The organism is Pseudomonas sp. EA_65y_Pfl2_P74, assembly GCF_963970575.1.
GTDB lineage: Bacteria > Pseudomonadota > Gammaproteobacteria > Pseudomonadales > Pseudomonadaceae > Aquipseudomonas > Aquipseudomonas baetica_A.
In genome coordinates this window covers 141,345-158,611 of record NZ_CAXAOQ010000003.1, presented here as the reverse complement: position 1 = coordinate 158,611, position 17,267 = coordinate 141,345, and the positions used below count along the sequence as shown (strand labels likewise).

The 17,267-nt window shown below is 58.0% G+C and carries 13 protein-coding genes and 2 pseudogenes; 10 read left to right on the top strand and 5 right to left on the bottom strand.

Features of this window, described 5'->3' with window-relative positions; genetic code table 11:
• Window positions 1-12: 12 nt before the first annotated feature.
• Window positions 13-2,106 (bottom strand): type III secretion system export apparatus subunit SctV, encoded by a 2,094-nt coding sequence (sctV, locus tag AACY18_RS03350; protein ID WP_339464246.1) that lies wholly within the window; start codon window positions 2,104-2,106, stop codon window positions 13-15.
• Window positions 2,103-3,212, bottom strand: a complete 1,110-nt coding sequence (gene sctW / locus AACY18_RS03345) for a type III secretion system gatekeeper subunit SctW (protein WP_339464245.1) — start codon at window positions 3,210-3,212, stop codon at window positions 2,103-2,105. The genes sctV and sctW overlap by 4 nt, the downstream gene beginning before the upstream one ends.
• 265 nt (window positions 3,213-3,477) lie before the next feature.
• On the opposite strand from sctW, the gene AACY18_RS03340 reads away from it, so the two are divergent.
• Window positions 3,478-4,035 carry an RNA polymerase sigma factor gene (locus tag AACY18_RS03340; RefSeq protein WP_339464244.1) on the top strand — a complete coding sequence of 186 codons (558 nt, stop codon included), beginning with the start codon at window positions 3,478-3,480 and terminating at the stop codon, window positions 4,033-4,035.
• Window positions 4,032-4,622 carry a GNAT family N-acetyltransferase gene (locus tag AACY18_RS03335; RefSeq protein ID WP_339464243.1) on the top strand — a complete coding sequence of 197 codons (591 nt, stop codon included), beginning with the start codon at window positions 4,032-4,034 and terminating at the stop codon, window positions 4,620-4,622. Before AACY18_RS03340 ends, AACY18_RS03335 begins: the two co-directional genes overlap by 4 nt.
• An 81-nt stretch (window positions 4,623-4,703) precedes the next feature.
• Here AACY18_RS03335 and AACY18_RS03330 read toward each other — a convergent pair whose 3' ends face one another.
• Complete coding sequence (locus AACY18_RS03330; RefSeq protein WP_339464242.1) at window positions 4,704-5,630, bottom strand: HTH-type transcriptional regulator ArgP; 927 nt, start codon at window positions 5,628-5,630, stop codon at window positions 4,704-4,706.
• Window positions 5,631-5,872: 242 nt separating this feature from the next.
• On the opposite strand from AACY18_RS03330, the gene AACY18_RS03325 reads away from it, so the two are divergent.
• From AACY18_RS03325 to AACY18_RS03315, 3 genes are all read left to right on the top strand, one after another.
• On the top strand, window positions 5,873-6,139 hold the full coding sequence (locus AACY18_RS03325) for a hypothetical protein (protein WP_339464241.1): 267 nt from the start codon (window positions 5,873-5,875) through the stop codon (window positions 6,137-6,139).
• 67 nt (window positions 6,140-6,206) lie between these two features.
• Window positions 6,207-6,491, top strand: a complete 285-nt coding sequence (locus AACY18_RS03320) for a hypothetical protein (protein ID WP_339464239.1) — start codon at window positions 6,207-6,209, stop codon at window positions 6,489-6,491.
• A 143-nt stretch (window positions 6,492-6,634) separates the two neighbouring features.
• On the top strand, window positions 6,635-7,813 hold the full coding sequence (locus AACY18_RS03315; RefSeq protein ID WP_339464238.1) for a sugar transporter: 1,179 nt from the start codon (window positions 6,635-6,637) through the stop codon (window positions 7,811-7,813).
• A gap of 164 nt (window positions 7,814-7,977) precedes the next feature.
• On the opposite strand, the gene AACY18_RS03310 is transcribed toward AACY18_RS03315, so the two are convergent.
• Window positions 7,978-9,111, bottom strand: coding sequence for a lactonase family protein (locus AACY18_RS03310; protein ID WP_445261941.1), 1,134 nt, complete (start codon window positions 9,109-9,111; stop codon window positions 7,978-7,980).
• 383 nt (window positions 9,112-9,494) lie between these two features.
• Between AACY18_RS03310 and AACY18_RS27990 the strand changes: the two are divergent.
• Window positions 9,495-10,577 (top strand): annotated as a pseudogene (locus AACY18_RS27990) (HAMP domain-containing protein); the annotation flags it as partial.
• 345 nt (window positions 10,578-10,922) lie between these two features.
• A pseudogene (locus AACY18_RS27985) lies at window positions 10,923-11,438 on the top strand (methyl-accepting chemotaxis protein); the annotation flags it as partial.
• Window positions 11,439-11,536: 98 nt separating this feature from the next.
• On the opposite strand, the gene AACY18_RS03300 reads toward AACY18_RS27985, so the two are convergent.
• Window positions 11,537-12,451: a LysR family transcriptional regulator gene (locus AACY18_RS03300; RefSeq protein WP_242489501.1), complete on the bottom strand. Its 915-nt coding sequence runs from the start codon at window positions 12,449-12,451 to the stop codon at window positions 11,537-11,539.
• 269 nt (window positions 12,452-12,720) lie between these two features.
• Here AACY18_RS03300 and AACY18_RS03295 point away from each other — a divergent pair, with 269 nt between their 5' ends.
• The 3 genes from AACY18_RS03295 to AACY18_RS03285 all read left to right on the top strand — a co-directional run bounded on the left by AACY18_RS03295 (window position 12,721) and on the right by AACY18_RS03285 (window position 17,211).
• Window positions 12,721-13,743 carry a zinc-dependent alcohol dehydrogenase family protein gene (locus tag AACY18_RS03295; protein WP_339464234.1) on the top strand — a complete coding sequence of 341 codons (1,023 nt, stop codon included), beginning with the start codon at window positions 12,721-12,723 and terminating at the stop codon, window positions 13,741-13,743.
• Window positions 13,744-14,294: 551 nt separating this feature from the next.
• Window positions 14,295-15,761: a hypothetical protein gene (locus AACY18_RS03290; protein ID WP_339464233.1), complete on the top strand. Its 1,467-nt coding sequence runs from the start codon at window positions 14,295-14,297 to the stop codon at window positions 15,759-15,761.
• Window positions 15,762-15,810: 49 nt separating this feature from the next.
• A complete protein-coding gene (locus AACY18_RS03285) occupies window positions 15,811-17,211 on the top strand; it encodes an aminotransferase-like domain-containing protein (RefSeq protein WP_339464232.1) in 1,401 nt (466 codons plus the stop codon).
• Window positions 17,212-17,267 lie beyond the last annotated feature (56 nt).

The window sequence follows — 17,267 nt, the reverse complement described above, 5'->3', positions numbered from 1 at the left end:
CGCACAACTCCGTCAGGCCAGCAGGTCATGGGCTTCTTGCAGATCAACGCGTCCCAGCACCTGCACTTGCACCGAGGACAGCAACTCGGCGAAGGACAGCACTGGAACATGGTTGAATTGTTCTCTGAGCAGCCCATGCAGCGGGCTGCGCAGGTCCTGGGCCACCAGCAGCACCGGTGCCGGGCTGGCGCGCAGCGGGAACGCCGCGCTCAATTGTTGGAGCAAGGCATTACCCACCTCCGGCTCAAGGGCAAACCAGGCTTCGCTCTGGCCTTGGCGCAGGGCGTCGCGCAGCAAGACTTCGGTTTCCGGCGTGACCAACCAAGCGTTGAGGGCGCCATGCTCGGTGTGTTGGTGGCAGATTTGCGCCTTGAGGGCGATGCGCACGTAATCGGTGAGGGCGTTCAGGTCCCGCTCATGCTGGCCCTGTTCGATCAGTGTCTCGGCAATGGGGCGCACCGAGCGCAGCGATACCAGTTCGGCGGACAGGCGCTGCAACACCGCGGCAAAACGCGCCAGCGGCAGGGTGCGTTGCAGTTCCTGGGCAAGCTCCGGCTGTTCGCTTTCGAGCCAACTGAGGATCGCTTTGCTTTCCTGCAAACCGATGAACTGAGGGCCGGTCGCCTGGAAGGCGCGGTCCATGCGTTCCAGAATCAGGTCCTCGGCACTGACCGGCTCCACGCTGCTCATGCGCAGCAAGGCGTGGTCGGGCGCGAACCACACCCACTCGGTTTCATCACGCTCTACCAGTCCCGGCTCACCGTCATGCAGTTCGCCGCATTGGCGCAGGTGCACGGCCATTCGGCTATCGCTCCAGGTGGCGCGGATCAGCGGCACTTCGTAGACGCAAAAACGCAATTCGTCTTCGCCACAGTCCTCGCAAAACTCCAGGTCGAAGGAGGGCAGTGTCAGCCCGAAACGGTGCACCAGCGTGTTGCGTCGCTGGCGAATGCCGTGCAGCAGTCGCTCCAGCGCCACGCTGTCTTTGTGGCTGGGATGAAACTGCAACAGATAGGCCCGGGACGGGTTGAAACGCCGGATGTCTTCGCGGCCATTGAGCTCTGGTGCGCCGTTGCGCGCGGCGCCGTCGTGGTCCTGGAGGATCTGTTTCTGGCGGATGCGCCACAACTGGATCAAACCGCTGAACAGACAGATCATGCTGATACTGATGAACACCACGCTGGGCATGCCGGGGATCGCCGCAAAGCCGAGCATGCCGATCGAGGAAAACACCCAGGCCTTGGGTTGGCTGGTCAACTGTTCGGCGATTTCATGACCGATGTTGGCGTCACCGGCCTGACTGTCCGGGGCTACGCGGGTGATGATCATGCCGGCGGTGAGAGAAATCAGCAGCGCCGGAATTTGAGCGATCAGGCCGTCGCCGATGGTCAGCACCGAATACAGGTGCATGGCTTGCGCGGGCTGCATGTCGTTTTGCAGGACACCGATGGAGAAACCGCCAATCAAGTTGATGAAGACGATCACCAGGCCGGCGATGGCATCGCCTTTGACGAACTTCATCGCACCGTCCATGGCGCCGAATAACTGGCTCTCCTTGGACAACTGCTCGCGACGCTGGCGAGCCTCGCGGACGTTGATCAGGTTGGCGCGCAGATCGCTGTCGATGGACATCTGTTTACCGGGCATGGCGTCCAGCGTGAAACGTGCCGCGACTTCGGCCACGCGTTCGGAGCCCTTGGTGATCACCAGAAAGTTGACGATCGTCAGGATCAGGAAAATCACCAGACCCACTGCCAGATTGCCGCCCACCACAAAGCTGCCAAACGCCTCGACGATGTGCCCGGCATCCTGTTGCAGCAGGATCAAACGGGTCGTGGCGATCGACAGCGCCAACCGGAACATGGTGGTCAGCAGCAGCACCGCAGGAAATGTCGAGAACGCCAGCGGCCGCGGCAGGTACATGGCCAGAACGATCAGCAACGACGAGATGCAGATGTTCAGGGCAATCAGCACATCCACCAACGCCGTGGGCAGCGGCAGGATCATCATGAACACGATGGCCATGACCATGACCGCGCCGACGATCTCGGTACGGCGCATCACCGCGAGTGCCAGGCGGTTGAGGCTGTGAATCAGGCGATTCATTGCAGGCCCCGCCCTGGTTCGGCCAGCCCCAGGGCCTGACGTTCTTGCCGGGCGAGTTGATCCATCAGGTTATGCAGCAGGCGCAGGCCGTTTTGCCGAGTCTTTAGATCCTTCCACAGCACCAGTGGCAGGTTTTGCAGCAGTGGATACAAGCCATTGAAGTACAGCGGCTGCAAGTGCGCTGCATTGCTCAGGGTGTCATCGCTGAGCAGGGTCAGGTCGCGGGCGAAAAAGCCGTTGGCGCAAAAGCGCAGCAGGCGTTTGCTCATGGTCAGGGGCGTCATGCTGTCGCGCCGCTGTTGCTGGCTCAAGCGTTGCAACAGGTCGTGACACGCCTTGATCATGTTGTTGAGCTGCCCGCAGGAGCCCAATCCACGCAGCATCGAGCCCAGTACTGCGCCGGGCAGGGACGGCGAAAGGGCGGCGATATCGTCGGCCAGCGCGCGCTGCAGGGTACGCAACCCCCGGGAGAACTGTTCCTCGCTGAAGTGTTCGAGCAGGGCTTCAAGCAGACTGGCCAAGGGTTGTTGACCAATAATCGCCTTGTAATACAGCTGACGCATGGCCGCGCGTTGCTGTGGATCACGGCTGAACAGGGCGATGGCACTGGCCGTGTTGAACCCGGCACGGATTTTATCGCCGTGCACCAACCGTAACTCATCGATCAGGTCTCGGGTGCTCTGCGCTTGGGCCTCATGACCTTCACCGAGAGCCAGGTGCATCGCCTGCTGCAGCAGAATATCGGCGCGCGCCGGATCGTTGTCCGCCAGGTTCAGGGCCGTCTGCAGCGACGGCTGTTGCTGCAACTGCTGCTGCATGCGGCGGGCCTGTTGTTCGAGGCTCGGCTGGTCGGTGTGATCAAGCAGGCGGTAAAGCTCAACGAGCTTTTCGATGCGCTCGACCCGCTGTCCTCGGGTCGCGTCGCTGATATGGCGTTCGTCCAGGCTTTTGCTGTGGCGTTCGATGCTCTCGCTGAACTTCAGCGCCACTTCTTCCATGGAATCAATCAGAGGATTTTTGGCCACGGTCGACGACGTTTCCGTGCCGGGCAAAGGACGCGGCAGCAAATCCAGGGGCAGGGCATCGTTGTAGTTGGATACTTTCATGGAGGCGCACGTTCCACCGCTATACAGGTGGGCAGTGAGTGGCGTTTGGCGGCGTCGGGTTCCCTCGTTGCCGTCAGGTTCAAAAACCTGTGCAAGAACTGGCACGGGTTTTTTGTCAAAAGTGCAACAAATGGCAAAAATCACGCTTTTCAGGTTTAAAAACTGTTTAAAAACAGTCGGTTGAAAAAGTACCAAGGTTGGTACGCTCGCTGCTCTCTATCCCTCCCGCCACTGTCGGCATAGCGTGAGTGATGAGGGATCAAGCGTGGAATCGAGTCGTGTTCAAACGGAAGCGAAAGTCATTGCCGCCATCAAACTGGATTTGGGCGGTCTGGCACACAGCAGCGAGAAAAAGTTGCGCGGTTTCATTACCAAACGGGTATTCAATCCAGCCGATGTCGACGATCTGATGCAGATGACTTATCTGGAAGCCTGGCGTAACCAGCACAAGTTCACCGGGGCATCGAAACCGGAAACCTGGTTGTTCGGCATTGCCACTAATCTGGTCAGCAATCACTTCAAAAACTTCTATCGCCGGCCGCAGAACACCGTGTTGGAAGATTCAGGAATCGAAAGCCTGGAATATGGTCATGATCCGAGCCAGGTCAGTGAGCACCAGCGCTTGCTCAGCCGCACCCTGCAAGCCATCGACGACTTGTCGGTTGACATGCGCGCCGTGATTGACCTGGTCGTGGACTCAGACATCAGCTATCAGGACGCTGCGCAGCAACTGGGCGTGCCTATCGGCACTGTGCGTTCTCGCCTGGCGCGGGCCCGGGGCCAGTTGAAGAGCAGCGTCTATAACGAGAGGGCCAGCGCATGAACGTATTTGTCCGCCGGCCTCAGCCGACTGTCCTGCCTAGGGGCGTACGTGAATCCTGTGACGCCGATTTGCCGGCAATGATGGACATCTTCAACGAAACGGCGGGAACCGGCGCCAATTCCCCGGTGACCCGGCCCATGACGCTCGAAGAAGTGACGTTCTACATCAACCTTTATAAACGCGACGGCTTGCCGGTGTATGTACTGGAGCGCGGCGGCGAAGTGGTTGGCTGGCTGTCGATCAATCGCTTCAGTTGGGGGACTCAGGCGTGCCGCAATACCGGTGAAACGGCGATTTATGTGCGCGCCGATCGTCACGGCAGCGGCATCGGCGTACGCCTGGGCCATGCCACGGTGATACTCGGCCGCCAGTTTGGCCTGGAAACCCTCGTGGCCTGGATCATGGCCGCCAACGTCCCCAGTCAGCACATCGTGCAGTCGATCGGTGCGGTGCTTTGGGCGCGCTTGCCCCGTATCGCCCGTTTTGGCGAGGAGCGGGCAGACGTGCTGTTGTTCGGGTTGCCGCTGTGCGAGGAGGGCCTGGCCATGGCTCGGCCGCTTGATGTTGAGCAGGGGGCTTTACGCTAAAGGCCCATTTTCATCCACTACTGTGCAGCGGCGACTCAGGTCGCCGCTGCCGAGTGTATTCCCGACGCACAGTGGCGCGGCTTACTGCTTGGGCATGGTGGAGCGTTTTACCGGCCCCTTGCTGCTCAAGATGCGCCGTGCGGCATGGACCGCTCGCTCCGAAAGCGCTTCCATGCGCGGTGATTGCAACGCCCAGGCGTGCCAGTAAAGCGCTACATCGGTGAAGTGTTCCGGCGCGACGTCCACCAGATCCCGACTTTTGAGCAAATCGCTCACCTGCATATACGGCACCATCCCGTAGCCGAGACCACGGCGTATGGCTTTGAGGCGTGCTTCTGGAAGTGACAAGTAGTGCGTGGGGTAGGCGTCTGCGTGCAGGCCGAAACGTGACTGCATGAAATCAGACTGCAAGGTGTCCTTGCGCGAATAGGCAAATACAGGTGCCTTGCGCGCAGCAGAGCGGGTCAAGCCCTTCGCAAACCATCGCTCCTGAAACGCTGGCGATGCCACCAACTGGTAACGCATTGACCCCAGCGGCTCTGTAAAACAACCTCGCATAGGCTCTGAGCGTGTGCCGATGCAGCCGATCACCTGACCACTTTCGAGCAATGCGTAGGTGTGATCCTGATCGTCGACCACAACGTCGAGCAGAATGTTTTCGTTGACGAATATCTCGGCCAGTGCAGGAAAGAACCATGTCGCCAGGGTGTCGCCATTGACCGCGATGACCACACGCAGATGATCTTGTTCGTCGCCGGTCAGGTCATTGAGGAGTTCTTCTTCAAGCACTGTCGCACGGCGAAGATAGAGCATCAGTTTTCGTCCCGTCTGGGTGGGCTCGCACGGCCTTGCGCGCACGATCACTGAACTGCCCAGGCGAACTTCCAGAGCATGTATGCGTTGCGATACCGCCGACGGCGTTACGTTAAGACGTTCTGCCGCCTTCTCGAAACTACCGCTGTCGACCACGGCCAGGAACGCCTGCATCTGTTTTGCATCAAGTTGCATGGCCGCTACGCTCGTTAAGTATTTCTAATGGTCACTGAAAGATACTTCGTTTTTCTTCATCTCGATAGCGAACTGCTCAATCATTGCGCCACGGCGACATAGAGCAGCTTTGCCCCGCGCAACGCGTCGCCCAAGGCGTCATCGAAATTCCGGATGACAGCGTTGAAGCGTTATTGACCCCGTAGGGTGAGCGTTATGGAGAAACAAATGTCCAGCGTCCGATACTTGCCATGAAACTCAACATGATTATTGCTGTGAGTGCTGTTGCATTGGTCTGTAACTATGTCTGGCAATCCCACGACTTGAAACTGGGACCCTATGAGTACCAGGCCTCGGCGAATAGTCTACTGTCGCAAGGCACTCACCCAGGCGCGCGTCAGTTGGCCTTGAACCGCGCCAACAACAAGTGTGCATCGCTGGGAAAGCAAGTCGGTGAGTTTGATGTGCAATCGCGCATGCCGGCGGATCAGGAGCATGAAGTGGCCAACGTGACGTTCGTTTGCAAGTGATCTCCCTCACCGCAATCCGAATCAGTCCAGGAACCTTGAAACCTTAAATCTATAGGCGGTACAAACCATGAAGTTAATTATTGTTGCGGTGCTCGCGACGCTGTTGAGCGCGTGTGTGACCTCTGTTCACGATTGGGCCAGGTCAGGCGCAAGTGCTGCTGACATCCAGCACGACAAAGCTCAATGCCAGTACCAGGCCAAAGCAGCAACTGCCAGCTACCATTCAACGCCGGCGGCGAACGACAAGACCCACGGCATGGGCAGTGCCGTGGGGGATGGCATCGTTATTGCGGAAAAACAGATCGACCTGACAAATGATTGCATGCGCCTCAAAGGTTACGTTGGTCAATGAGCCCCTGTTGCCACTGGCCAGTGCGCTTCGAACCCGTTGGACAAGTCGCCGTTTGTTTATAGTACAGTCGCCGCCGAAACACCTGTCGCCGGATGTTCCAGGCAATGGGTGTACAAAACATCGACAGAATAATGTGGCTTTCAATGAACACTTCTACGGCGACAACCGAGGGCAGTTGGTATCCGGTCATTGCACTGGCCCTGGCTGCGTTTGTGTTCAACACCACCGAGTTTGTACCTGTCGGTCTGTTGAGTTCGATTGGCAGCAGCTTCGACATGTCCACCGATCAGGTCGGTTTGATGTTGACGATTTATGCGTGGGTTGTGTCCCTGGCGTCGCTGCCCATCATGCTGATGACCCGCAACGTCGAGCGGCGCAAGTTGTTGCTCGTGCTGTTTGGGATATTCATCGTCAGTCACATCCTGTCGAGTCTGGCGAACAGTTTCGGTGTCCTGCTGGTGAGCCGGGTCGGCGTGGCGTTGTCGCATGCGTTGTTCTGGTCGATCACGGCCTCTCTGGCGGTGCGCCTCGCGCCAGCGGGCAAGCAGGTCCAGGCCCTTGGTTTGCTGGCCACCGGTACTTCCCTGGCGATGGTGCTGGGAATTCCTCTAGGCCGGCTATTGGGCGAGGCCATGGGATGGCGTACCACCTTCATCGTTATCGCGGTGCTGGCCACTGTGCTGGTGTTCTGGCTGGCCAAGGCCTTGCCGTTGTTGCCCAGCCAGAACTCAGGCTCGCTCAGAAGTCTGCCCCTGTTGTTGAAGCGACCTGCGCTGGTAGCGCTCTATCTCCTGACGGCCGTCGTAGTGACGGCCCATTTCACTGCCTATAGCTACATCGAGCCTTTCATCCAGCAGGTGGCGGGCCTGAGTGGCGATGTGGTGACCCTTATTTTGCTGCTATTCGGCGGTGCGGGCATTTTCGGTTCGTTGCTGTTCAGTTGGCTGCACCGCTATAACCCGCAGCGCTTTCTGATCATCTGCGTGTCGTTGCTTGCCTTGTGCCTGGCATTGCTGTGGCCGTTGAGTGGGAAGGTCTCGTACCTGGGCGCGCTGAGCCTGTTCTGGGGGATGGCAATCATGGGGTTTGGGCTGGCGTTGCAGTCCAGAGTCCTGGTGTTGGCTGCGGACGCGACCGATGTGGCGATGGCGCTGTTTTCCGGGATCTATAACGTCGGCATTGGCGGCGGGGCACTGCTGGGCAGTTGGGTCGGCGGCCAGTTAGGTTTTGCGTTCACTGGCGTGGTGGGCGGTACGTTGGCGGCGCTGGCACTGGCGTTGTACTGCTTGTCAGTTTCTCGAATCACTTGGCCCGGAGCTTGAAATTGAGCTCACGGGCCTTTTGATTGAGTTTTAATTCCAGTTCGAACCGAAGAGGCGGGTGCAGTCGCCCATCGGCGCAAGATGTGCTCTTAGCCAAAGAAAGATCATCATCGACAGGGAGGACGGAATGAGCCAACACCCGACCTCCATGCGCCGAGCCTTAATTACTTCGCCGATGTTTTCAACACTTCAATCCATACTGCGCCTTTGCCCGACGCCGCTTCACCGACACGTTTCAGCGCGCCGTTGTTGCTGATTGCGTAAGTGCCGACTTTTTCGCTTTTCTCGCCTGTCACCAGCAACCAGCGCCCATTGGGTGAAAAAGCGATAGTGCGTGGCTGCTTCTCTTGGACCGGGTAATTATCGATGAAGCTCAAGCCGCCTGTTGAAGGGTCAACTGCGAATGCCGAAACCGAACTGCTGGTGCGCTCGGTCATCAACAATAGCGAGCCATCGGGCGAGATCCGTAGGTCCGCCGCCCATATGCGTGGTGTCGGGTCGTCCCTCAAGTCGTTGTTACGTGCATCACGCACTTCGCCGTGAGCCAGTTTCAAACGCTCGGGAATGCCATTGGCAACGGCAATCTGAGTCAATGCGCCGGTGCTGTCATTGATTGAAAACGCTGTGACCGTGCCGCTCATTTCACCGACCACATACAGGTATTTGCCATTCGGGGAAAAGGCCAGGTGCCGAGGCCCGGTATTGTCCGCGACACGGATGTAACCGCTGCCGATAGGGGTGAGCGCGCCGGTGGTGGCATCGAGGCGATATTGCAGGACCTTGTCCGCACCAAGATTGCCCGCGTAGGCAAAACGGTTGCTCGGGTCGGTACGAATCGAATGCGCATGCGGGCCTGTCTTGTAGCTCAGGATGCTGGCAGAAGGCTGATAGGTCTTGTCGATGGGCTGAACGGTGATGGTGTCGGCACCGTAGGATGCAGCAAGCAGGGCGTGTCCTTTTCTGTCGGTAGACAGGTAAGCCATGCTTTCTGCCAGCGGCGCTTTGGACAGTGGAGTCAGATGTCCGCTCTTGGGATCGATGCTGTAACCCAGCACCTGGAACGGCTTGACTCGCAAGGCCGCAAACAACACTTTGCCGTCAGGGGTGATGGCCATGGGGTTGACCTGATCACCGGCATTGACCTGGTCAATCAGGCGCAGCGCGCCGTTGTTCTGGTCAAGGCTGTACTGGGAAATCAGCCCGTCTCCCGGGCTCGAGATATAGGCAAAGGTGTCGGCATTGGCTTGCAGGCTGAGACCGTAGACAACCGCAGCGGTCAAGAGGAGGGGCGTTCTCACAGATGATCCCTTATTTTTATGATTGTGGTCAGTCATCCTATGACTGTCCTTGGATGACATCAATCGCTATTTTCTCAGGCTGGAAAGTTACCTCTTGGTTGAAAAGCGGTTTTTTTACCTGAAACTGGCGTGATTCGATGACGTTCAAGGAGCACGACAATAACCCGCGACCTTAAAACATTTCTAAACACACGGATTCGAGAGGTGTTCTAAGACGTCGTATCTTTATTGCTTTAAGGCAGGTATCGGTATCGCCCTAAAGTGCGCACCGTCGCGGTCGATAACTCAATTACGCATGGGCTCTATCTCCTTATAACAACACATGCAACGTTCAGCGCTAGCGTTTCTCCTTGCCAAAACTATAAATACCCGCAGGTGAAGTCATGAATATCAAGCAGAAGCTGACCTGGGCGTTCGCGGCTATCGCGTGCGTCCCGGTCATTTTGGTCGCCGTTTTGGTAGTGCTGAATCTGCGAGAGGGGGCCCAGGCCAATTTCCTCGACAGCAGCGGTCGCGAGATCCGCCAGATCGACAATGGCATGAAGCAGTTTTTTGACGGCATCAGCCAAAACGTCGACTACGTAGCCAAGGATCCACGCGTTATCGCGGCCAAAGATCTCAAAAACTACGCTGGCGCCGATGCAGCGCAAATCCCCCTCACTCAGACCAACAAAGAGCTGCTGGCGATATTCGACCAGTTTGCCAAAAGCCACCCGAGTACCGCTTACCTGTCCTTGGGTCTGAGCGACGGCGGCTACGCCAGTTGGCCAGACGACACCAAACTGAACAGCTACGACCCGCGCGTACGTCCCTGGTACAAAGCGGCCATCGCCGCGCCAGGTGCCACCGTGCGCACTGGTGCCTACTATTGGGCCCCGGACGATGTGACGCTGATCGGCACCGTGCACACAGTCGCCGACGCCGCCGGGAATATCCTGGGCGTGGTTGGCCTGGACGTGTCGCTCAAACAGCTCACCGAACTGGTGCGCAACATCAAACTGGGCGACAGCGGCTACCTGATGCTGGTGGAAGCCAACGGCAACGTGTTGGTGGATCCCAGCGACGCCAAGCACAACTTCAAACCCCTGGCCGACCTGGGCCCCAACTACGCCGAACTCGCCAAGCGAGGCGACGGCGTGACCCAGATCGAGATCGATGGCGTGCCCTACATGGCCAACGTGGTCAGTTCCAAGGACCTGGGCTGGCGCTTTATCGGTCTGATCAAGCGTGATGAAGTGATGGCTGACGCCACCCGCCTGACTTGGTTGATCGCGGCCATTGCAGCGGCATTGGCGTTGGTGTTTGCGATTGTAGGCGCCAGCTTTGCCAGCGTCATCGTGCGTCCGATTCGCGGCGTGGCCGACGGCCTGCAAGAAATCGCCGAAGGAGAAGGCGACCTGACGCGCCAACTCAAGGTGCAGGGCAAGGACGAAACCGCCGGTCTGGCGGGCTGGTTCAACCAGTTCCTGGGCATGATTGCACAATTGGTGCAGCGCATCGGCAATGCCTCATCTGACCTGCAGGCCGCCGCCGCCGACTCCAGCGAAGTGGCCAACAACATGAACCAGGCTGCAGGTCGCCAGCGTGAAGCCGTGGAACTGGTGAGCACGGCGTTCAACGAAATGGTCGCGACTGCCAACGAAGTTGCGCGTTCGTGCAGCGCCGCCGCGTCGAGTGCCGACGAAGGCTACCGCGATGTACATGACGGCCAGCAGCACATAGGCGAAGCCACCGGCAGCGTGCTCAAGCTCAGCGAAGACCTGCAAAAGTCCACCCAGACCATGCAGTTGCTGGAGCAGGACAGCCAGAACATCAACACCATTCTCGACACCATCCGCTCGATTGCCGAGCAGACCAACCTGCTGGCGCTCAACGCAGCGATTGAAGCGGCACGCGCCGGAGACCAAGGCCGAGGCTTCGCCGTGGTCGCCGACGAAGTCCGCGCCCTGGCGCGTCGGACAGCCGACTCCACCGGCGAGATCGACAGCTTGCTGGGCAATCTCGCCCGCCGCACCCAGGAGGTCACGCAGCAGATGCAAGGCAGCCTGCAGGTGTCCCACGCCAGTGTGGAACGCATCCAGCAGGCGCGTGACAGCTTCGACAAGATCCGTGGCTCGGTGGACTCGATCCGCGACCAGAACACCCAGATCGCCACAGCCGCCGAAGAGCAGCACCAGGTGGCCGAAGAGATCAATCGGCACATCGCGCAGATTCATGCCGATGCCCAACTGGTCGAAGGCTTTGCCCAATCCTCACAGACTGGCTCGGGTCGATTGACAGAAATTTCTGGTCAGCTCAAAGGCCTCGTGGGTCGCTTCAAATATTAGTATCCCTGCCCGAGTGAAGCGGTGAACTCTCATCGTTTCACTCGGCCGGCTTATCGAATGATCGAAGCGATTCTCGGCAATACGTACTTGGTGTTCGTCTAAAGACTGTCAGGGTCGCCAAAAAACATCTGAATCCGCGACCGCAACCAACGCTCACCCGGATCGTTATCCTGCGACCCGCGCCAAGCCATGTGCAGTTCAAACGTTCGGGTCGGCAACGGCGGATCTTCTGCTCGAACACCACCGGCCGCCGTGAGTGCATCGGCGGTGTAGTCCGGCACGGTTGCGACGATGTCGGTGCCCGCCAGCAACGTGCTCAAGCCGTTGAACTGCGGCACGGCGAGTACGACATGGCGTTTGCGGCCGAGTTTTTCCAGTTCTTCGTCGATAAAGCCACTGAGGTCACCAGCGAACGACACCAGCGCATGCGGGCGTGCGCAGTAATCATCAAGGCTAAGTGGCCCGGGTACGGTGTCGGCACGTAACAACTTGGGCTGACTACGGCGCAAGACCTTGCGTTTGGCGTTAGCCGGCAAGTCTGTGGTGTAGCTGACACCGATGGAGATTTCGCCTGATGCCAGCAAACCCGGCATCAGGATGTAGTTGACCCGACGCACCACCAGTACGATCCCCGGCGACTCGGCGCGCAGGCGTTTTAGCAGCATGGGCAGCAGAGCGAATTCGACGTCATCGGACAAACCGATGCGAAACACCGAGGTGCTGGTCGCCGGGTCGAACTCCGCTGCGCGGCTGACCGCGGTCGAAATCGAGTCGAGCGCGGGCGAGAGCAGGGCGAAGATTTCCACCGCGCGGGCGGACGGTTCCATGCTCCGGCCGGTGCGCACGAACAGTGGGTCATCGAACAGGCTGCGCAGGCGCGAAAGCGCCGCGCTGATCGCCGGTTGCCCGAGAAACAGTTTTTCCGCCGCCCGGGTCACACTGCGTTCGTGCATCAATGTTTCGAATACGATCAACAGGTTCAGGTCGACACGACGCAGGTCATTACGATTCATCTGGAGTCCTGGCAGAGTCATCAAGCTTGACGAGAGCGGCCATATGAGAACAATGGCCGGCATGAATCTTACGGGGAAAGGCTGTTACTCTGCACCCGTAAATTCAGTTTTACTCAGACGGTGGCAGCCGTTTTTCATGGATTTCACCCATGCCACCCATGCTGCGGAATCAATGACAGGCATGTCGACTATTAATAGCCACTGATAGTCTTGGGTTAAAAGCCCAGATAGAGTTCAGGGCATTAGAGGTTACTTTGACGAGGTTTGCGATGTCCCGCACGATCCGTTTTCACAAGTTTGGTCCGGCCGAGGTGCTCAAATGCGAAGAGCATGCGGCCGCTCAGCCAGGTCCTGGCGAAGTGCAGGTGCGTGTCGAGGCAATCGGCATCAGTTGGTACGACACGCTCTGGCGTCAAAACCTGGCCTCGTCCCAGGCACGCCTGCCATCAGGCCTTGGCCATGAGATGGCCGGTGTGGTCACGGCGGTCGGTGCCGATATCGAAGACCTGTCCGTTGGTGACAAGGTCGCCAGTTTCCCAGCTGAAAGCCCGAATGACTACCCCGTCTACGGCGAGTCGATTGTGCTGCCGCGTACCGCGCTGACCCGTTATCCGGATGTGCTCAGCCCAATCGAAGCGAGCGTGCATTACACACCGCTGCTGATCGCTTATTTTGCTTACGCCGATCTGGCGCGGGTCAAACCGGGACAGTTTGCTCTGGTGACCGACGCCAGCCATTGCGCCGGCCCTTCGTTTGTCCAGTTGGGCAAGGCGATGGGCGTGCGGGTGATTGCCGCGACCAAGAAGGCGCAAGAGCGCGAATACCTGATGTCCCTTGGCGCGGAAAAGGTCATTGTCACCGAAGAGGAAGATCTGTTGATGCGAATCAACAAGATCACCGACAACCGTGGTGTCGACGTCGTCTTCGATGGCCTTGGCGGTCCGCAGATGTCGCTGCTTGGCGATGTCCTTGCACCGCGTGGCAGCCTTGTATTGTATGGTCTGCAAGGCGGTAACCAGACGCCATTTCCAGCGTGTGCGGCGTTCCAGAAAAATATTCAGTTCTTCGTGCATTGCATCGGCAACTTCACCGGCAAACCGGAACTGGGCATCACCCAGGATCACGTCGCCCTGCAACGAGCCTTGCGTGACATCAACCAGTTGACCGCTGACCGCGTGCTGGTGCCGCTCAAGACCCGTGTATTCCCGTTCAACGAGTTCGTCGAAGCGCATCGCTATATGGACGAATGCCCCTGCCGCGAACGGGTCGCTCTTCAAGTCGAACCGGCGTAAAGCCTGGCCCTGGAGTCCGTGGCCCCACGGACTCCTTTGCGTTTATCCCCCCTCTGCAGAACAACAGACTTCCTTGGCGCTGCCTGCGGACAGTTCAGCAACTGAACTGGTTTTTGCTCCCGATCTGTATCTTCTAATCGAACTATAAGCCCTGATAATTGAAGGATTACTTTCATCTCAAGGAATGAGCCATGGCTGTGCATTCAATTTGTCCTGCATTACATAAAACGGCTAGCGCTGTTGAACGCGCCGACTCCTGTTTAATTGTTGTAGGCCTATTCGGAAACTACTTCTCTATTTTTTGTACTCACTTGTCGTGGGACGTTGTGGGAAGTTTCCTAGGAATATTCAACATAGAAAAAAACCAAACAAATACAGGGGCTTGAAGCTGTCCTCCGGTGATTGGCGGGCTTTTAGCAGCTCAAGTGTTTCAAATAACTACGAATTTGTAAGTGTTAGCATTTGAGCGTCTATTACTTACTTGATGAATTGTCGTGCGGCTGATATTTCCGTCGTTATGGCATGAAACTTTTGATACCGGGTAAATACCGATGAGCACGATCCATGACCAGGCTATGAATTATGTCTACCAGCAGGTATTGCAGCGTTTGCTGAGCTTCTTTTCCCGTGCAGAGCGCACGGCGTTGCAGTTATTGATACAGCGACTGGCCGTGGCCGCTGGCGGCATGGAGAACATTGGCCATTTCAAGGTGCTGGTGAACCAGACCGGCTCGCGCGACAGTTGTTACACGCTTGCATTGCTGCGGGCTGCGCAGTTGAGTATCGCAGGGCGTGCACCCGCGACCTTCCAGTTGCGGGTGGCGACTTTGCGCTGGAATGGCAATAGCCAGACGGCATTGCAAAACATGCATCGCAGCTACAGCGCACTGTTTCTGTACGATGACCCACGAGTCGAGTTGTTGATGGTGGATCATCGTCAGGTCTTGCCGTTTGATCATCAGGCACCTATCTGTGACGAAGGGCGTGAGGCTAACCGTATCAACTTGCTGCTGCTCGGTCACCGCAGGACCTTCAGTGAAACGCTGGAGTTTTGGGATGACGCTTATCTGGCCACCGCCGAGTACTACGGTCAGGTCGCCCGCTGGAACAATGGTGTCGATGCGATGATCGGTAGCGAATCCCCGCGCCGTCAGAAGCAATTTCTCGATGGGTTGAACCGTGCGGTGCAGAAAGCGGCAATCGCCGGATCGCTAGCCAGTTCCGCGGGCTTCGAAACGCTTTTTCCGCTGCTTGACGGACTCGGTGGCGACTACTATCGCGAGTTCTATACGGACGAGGAGCGGGTCGCGTGGCGTCCTGAAGGTCAATTTGAAACCTGTCGACGCACCAGTTTCATCGGCATCAATGACATGATCGTCGGCAAGCTTGAAGAGCGCTGGCCCTTGCTGAGTGACTTTCTTGGATTTCAGGCCGATGACCTGGCGCTGTATCAAGGTGATGATGAGTACGCCGATCCCCTGGTGGCAGCGCATTTGTGTGGCCTTCAGGCGCGACTCATCGAGGGGCGAACCTACGAGGCGGGTATCAGCGATTACCTGCAAAGCTGCCTGGCAACGATGCGCGCAAAACAGTTACCCGAACCGGTGTGCGAACAGCTGCTTTCCAGCTTTGGCAATCTGCAGGAGCCTGGCCAGTTGCGCTTGCAGGCGGAGTGCTGCCTGCAAACCCGTTTTGATCTGAGCGAAATCCAGCTGACGTGTCTTTTGTTCGCACCGTTCATTGATAGCGGTTGCGGGCTTGAACGGTTCCTGCGCAATTGCCATCCCGGGATGTTGGTTGCGCTGCCGGATCTGCACCGGGCGATGCAGGGCCTGCATGCACCCGAGCAGGTCCTGAAGTGGATGACCGATGTCAGCGGTTTGTCGGTCGGACTGATTGTTCGTCTTTACGCCATGAGTCCGATTCAGATGCCTTCCCCCGGCGAAGTCGCCGAGCAAAACGCGAGCCTGGACGGGGTAGATTCCGGGTCGGCAGTCGATCGGTCGGCGGAAGGCTGATCGTGATCCATTTGCCAAAAGGTGAATCAGAGCCCATGAAGGCGAGCTCGTGAAAGCAACGCGGGAAAACGACTTCGTTTATCAGGCGGTTTATCGTTATCTGACGCAACTGATCGATGACGCGGGGAGTGGTTCGGCAGCGCGCTTGCCCTCACTGCGCCAACTGGCTGATCGGCTGAATGTCTCTATCTCGACCGTCCAGTACGCCTATTCGCTACTGGAAAAGGAGGGGCGAGTCTATTCGATAGCCAAATCCGGTTATTACGCGCAAGCATTGCCCGCCATGGATTTGCCCGGTAGCGGCAGGGATATGCTGGAAACTGTTTACGTCAACACCAAGCGCCCGGGAATGCGCGTGTTGAGCGACGACGATCCGGCATCACTGCAATCGCTGGACAGCCCGTTGTTGATGCTCGAACGTGAACTGCTACGCCAGTATCCACGCCAGCCGCAATGGTTGGTGCAACCCAGCGGTGAACTGGAATTGCGCACGGTCCTGGCCGCACGATACACCTCGTCAACGGTTAACTGCTGGCATGCGGATGACGTCTATATCGGTGCCGATCTTCGTGGTGTGCTGGAGATACTCATTTCGGTACTTGAGTTGCGCGGGGCCACCGTGGTGGTCGAATCGCCCTGTGATTGGGTGATCTTGCGTCTCCTGGAGGCCGCCGACGTGCGCGTCATCGAGTTGCCACTGCTGGACGGGGGAGTGATTGATCCACAACGACTGGAGTCGTTGCTCAAGAAAGAGTCGGTGCGGCTGATCCTTTTGTCTTCGGTATTGAGCATGCCTCAGGGGAGCCTGCTGTCTCAGGCCAATCGGCAGACCGTTGCGCATCTGCTGGGGTGCCATGGCACCTGGGTTCTGGAAAACGACTGCTACAGCGAGTTTGACGAGCGGATAGACTCCCGGCGCCTGCGGGACTGGCTGGATCCCGATCGCTTGCTGGTGTTTTCCTCGTTCGAAAAATTCATCGGTGCAGAGGCACCGTTCGGTTTTGTCCTTTCGCATCATTGGCGCCGTGAATTGCAACGCCATTTCCTGCTGCGTGCGTTCCGATTGTCACCCATTCGCCAAAAGGCCATCGCCAGACTGTTGGGGGGTGGCCGGATGGATCAGCACCTGGCCGTATTGCGGCGGATGCTAAAGGAACGCCGTACGCAATTGATCCAGCTATTGCGCGAGCGCCTGGGCGACGCGCTGCAGATTGCAGAACCGCAGGGTGGGGCGACTGTGTGGGTCCGTTCGTTACGGCCGGTCGATATGGGTAACGTGTTTCAGCGTCTGCTCAAGCAACAGATCATTATTGCGCCGGGGGAGCTGTTCAGTCTGCAGGGGTTGCATGCGCACCATCTGCGTTTGAGCCCGCTGGGTCTTGGCGATCACGAACTGGTCAGCGTTGTCGGGCTATTGGGCGACGCATTGCGTCTGGCGCCCGACGATTAACGTTAAAAAACATCGCAAGTGTGCCGGATAGATCCCATCGCGCTGCGGTCAAACTG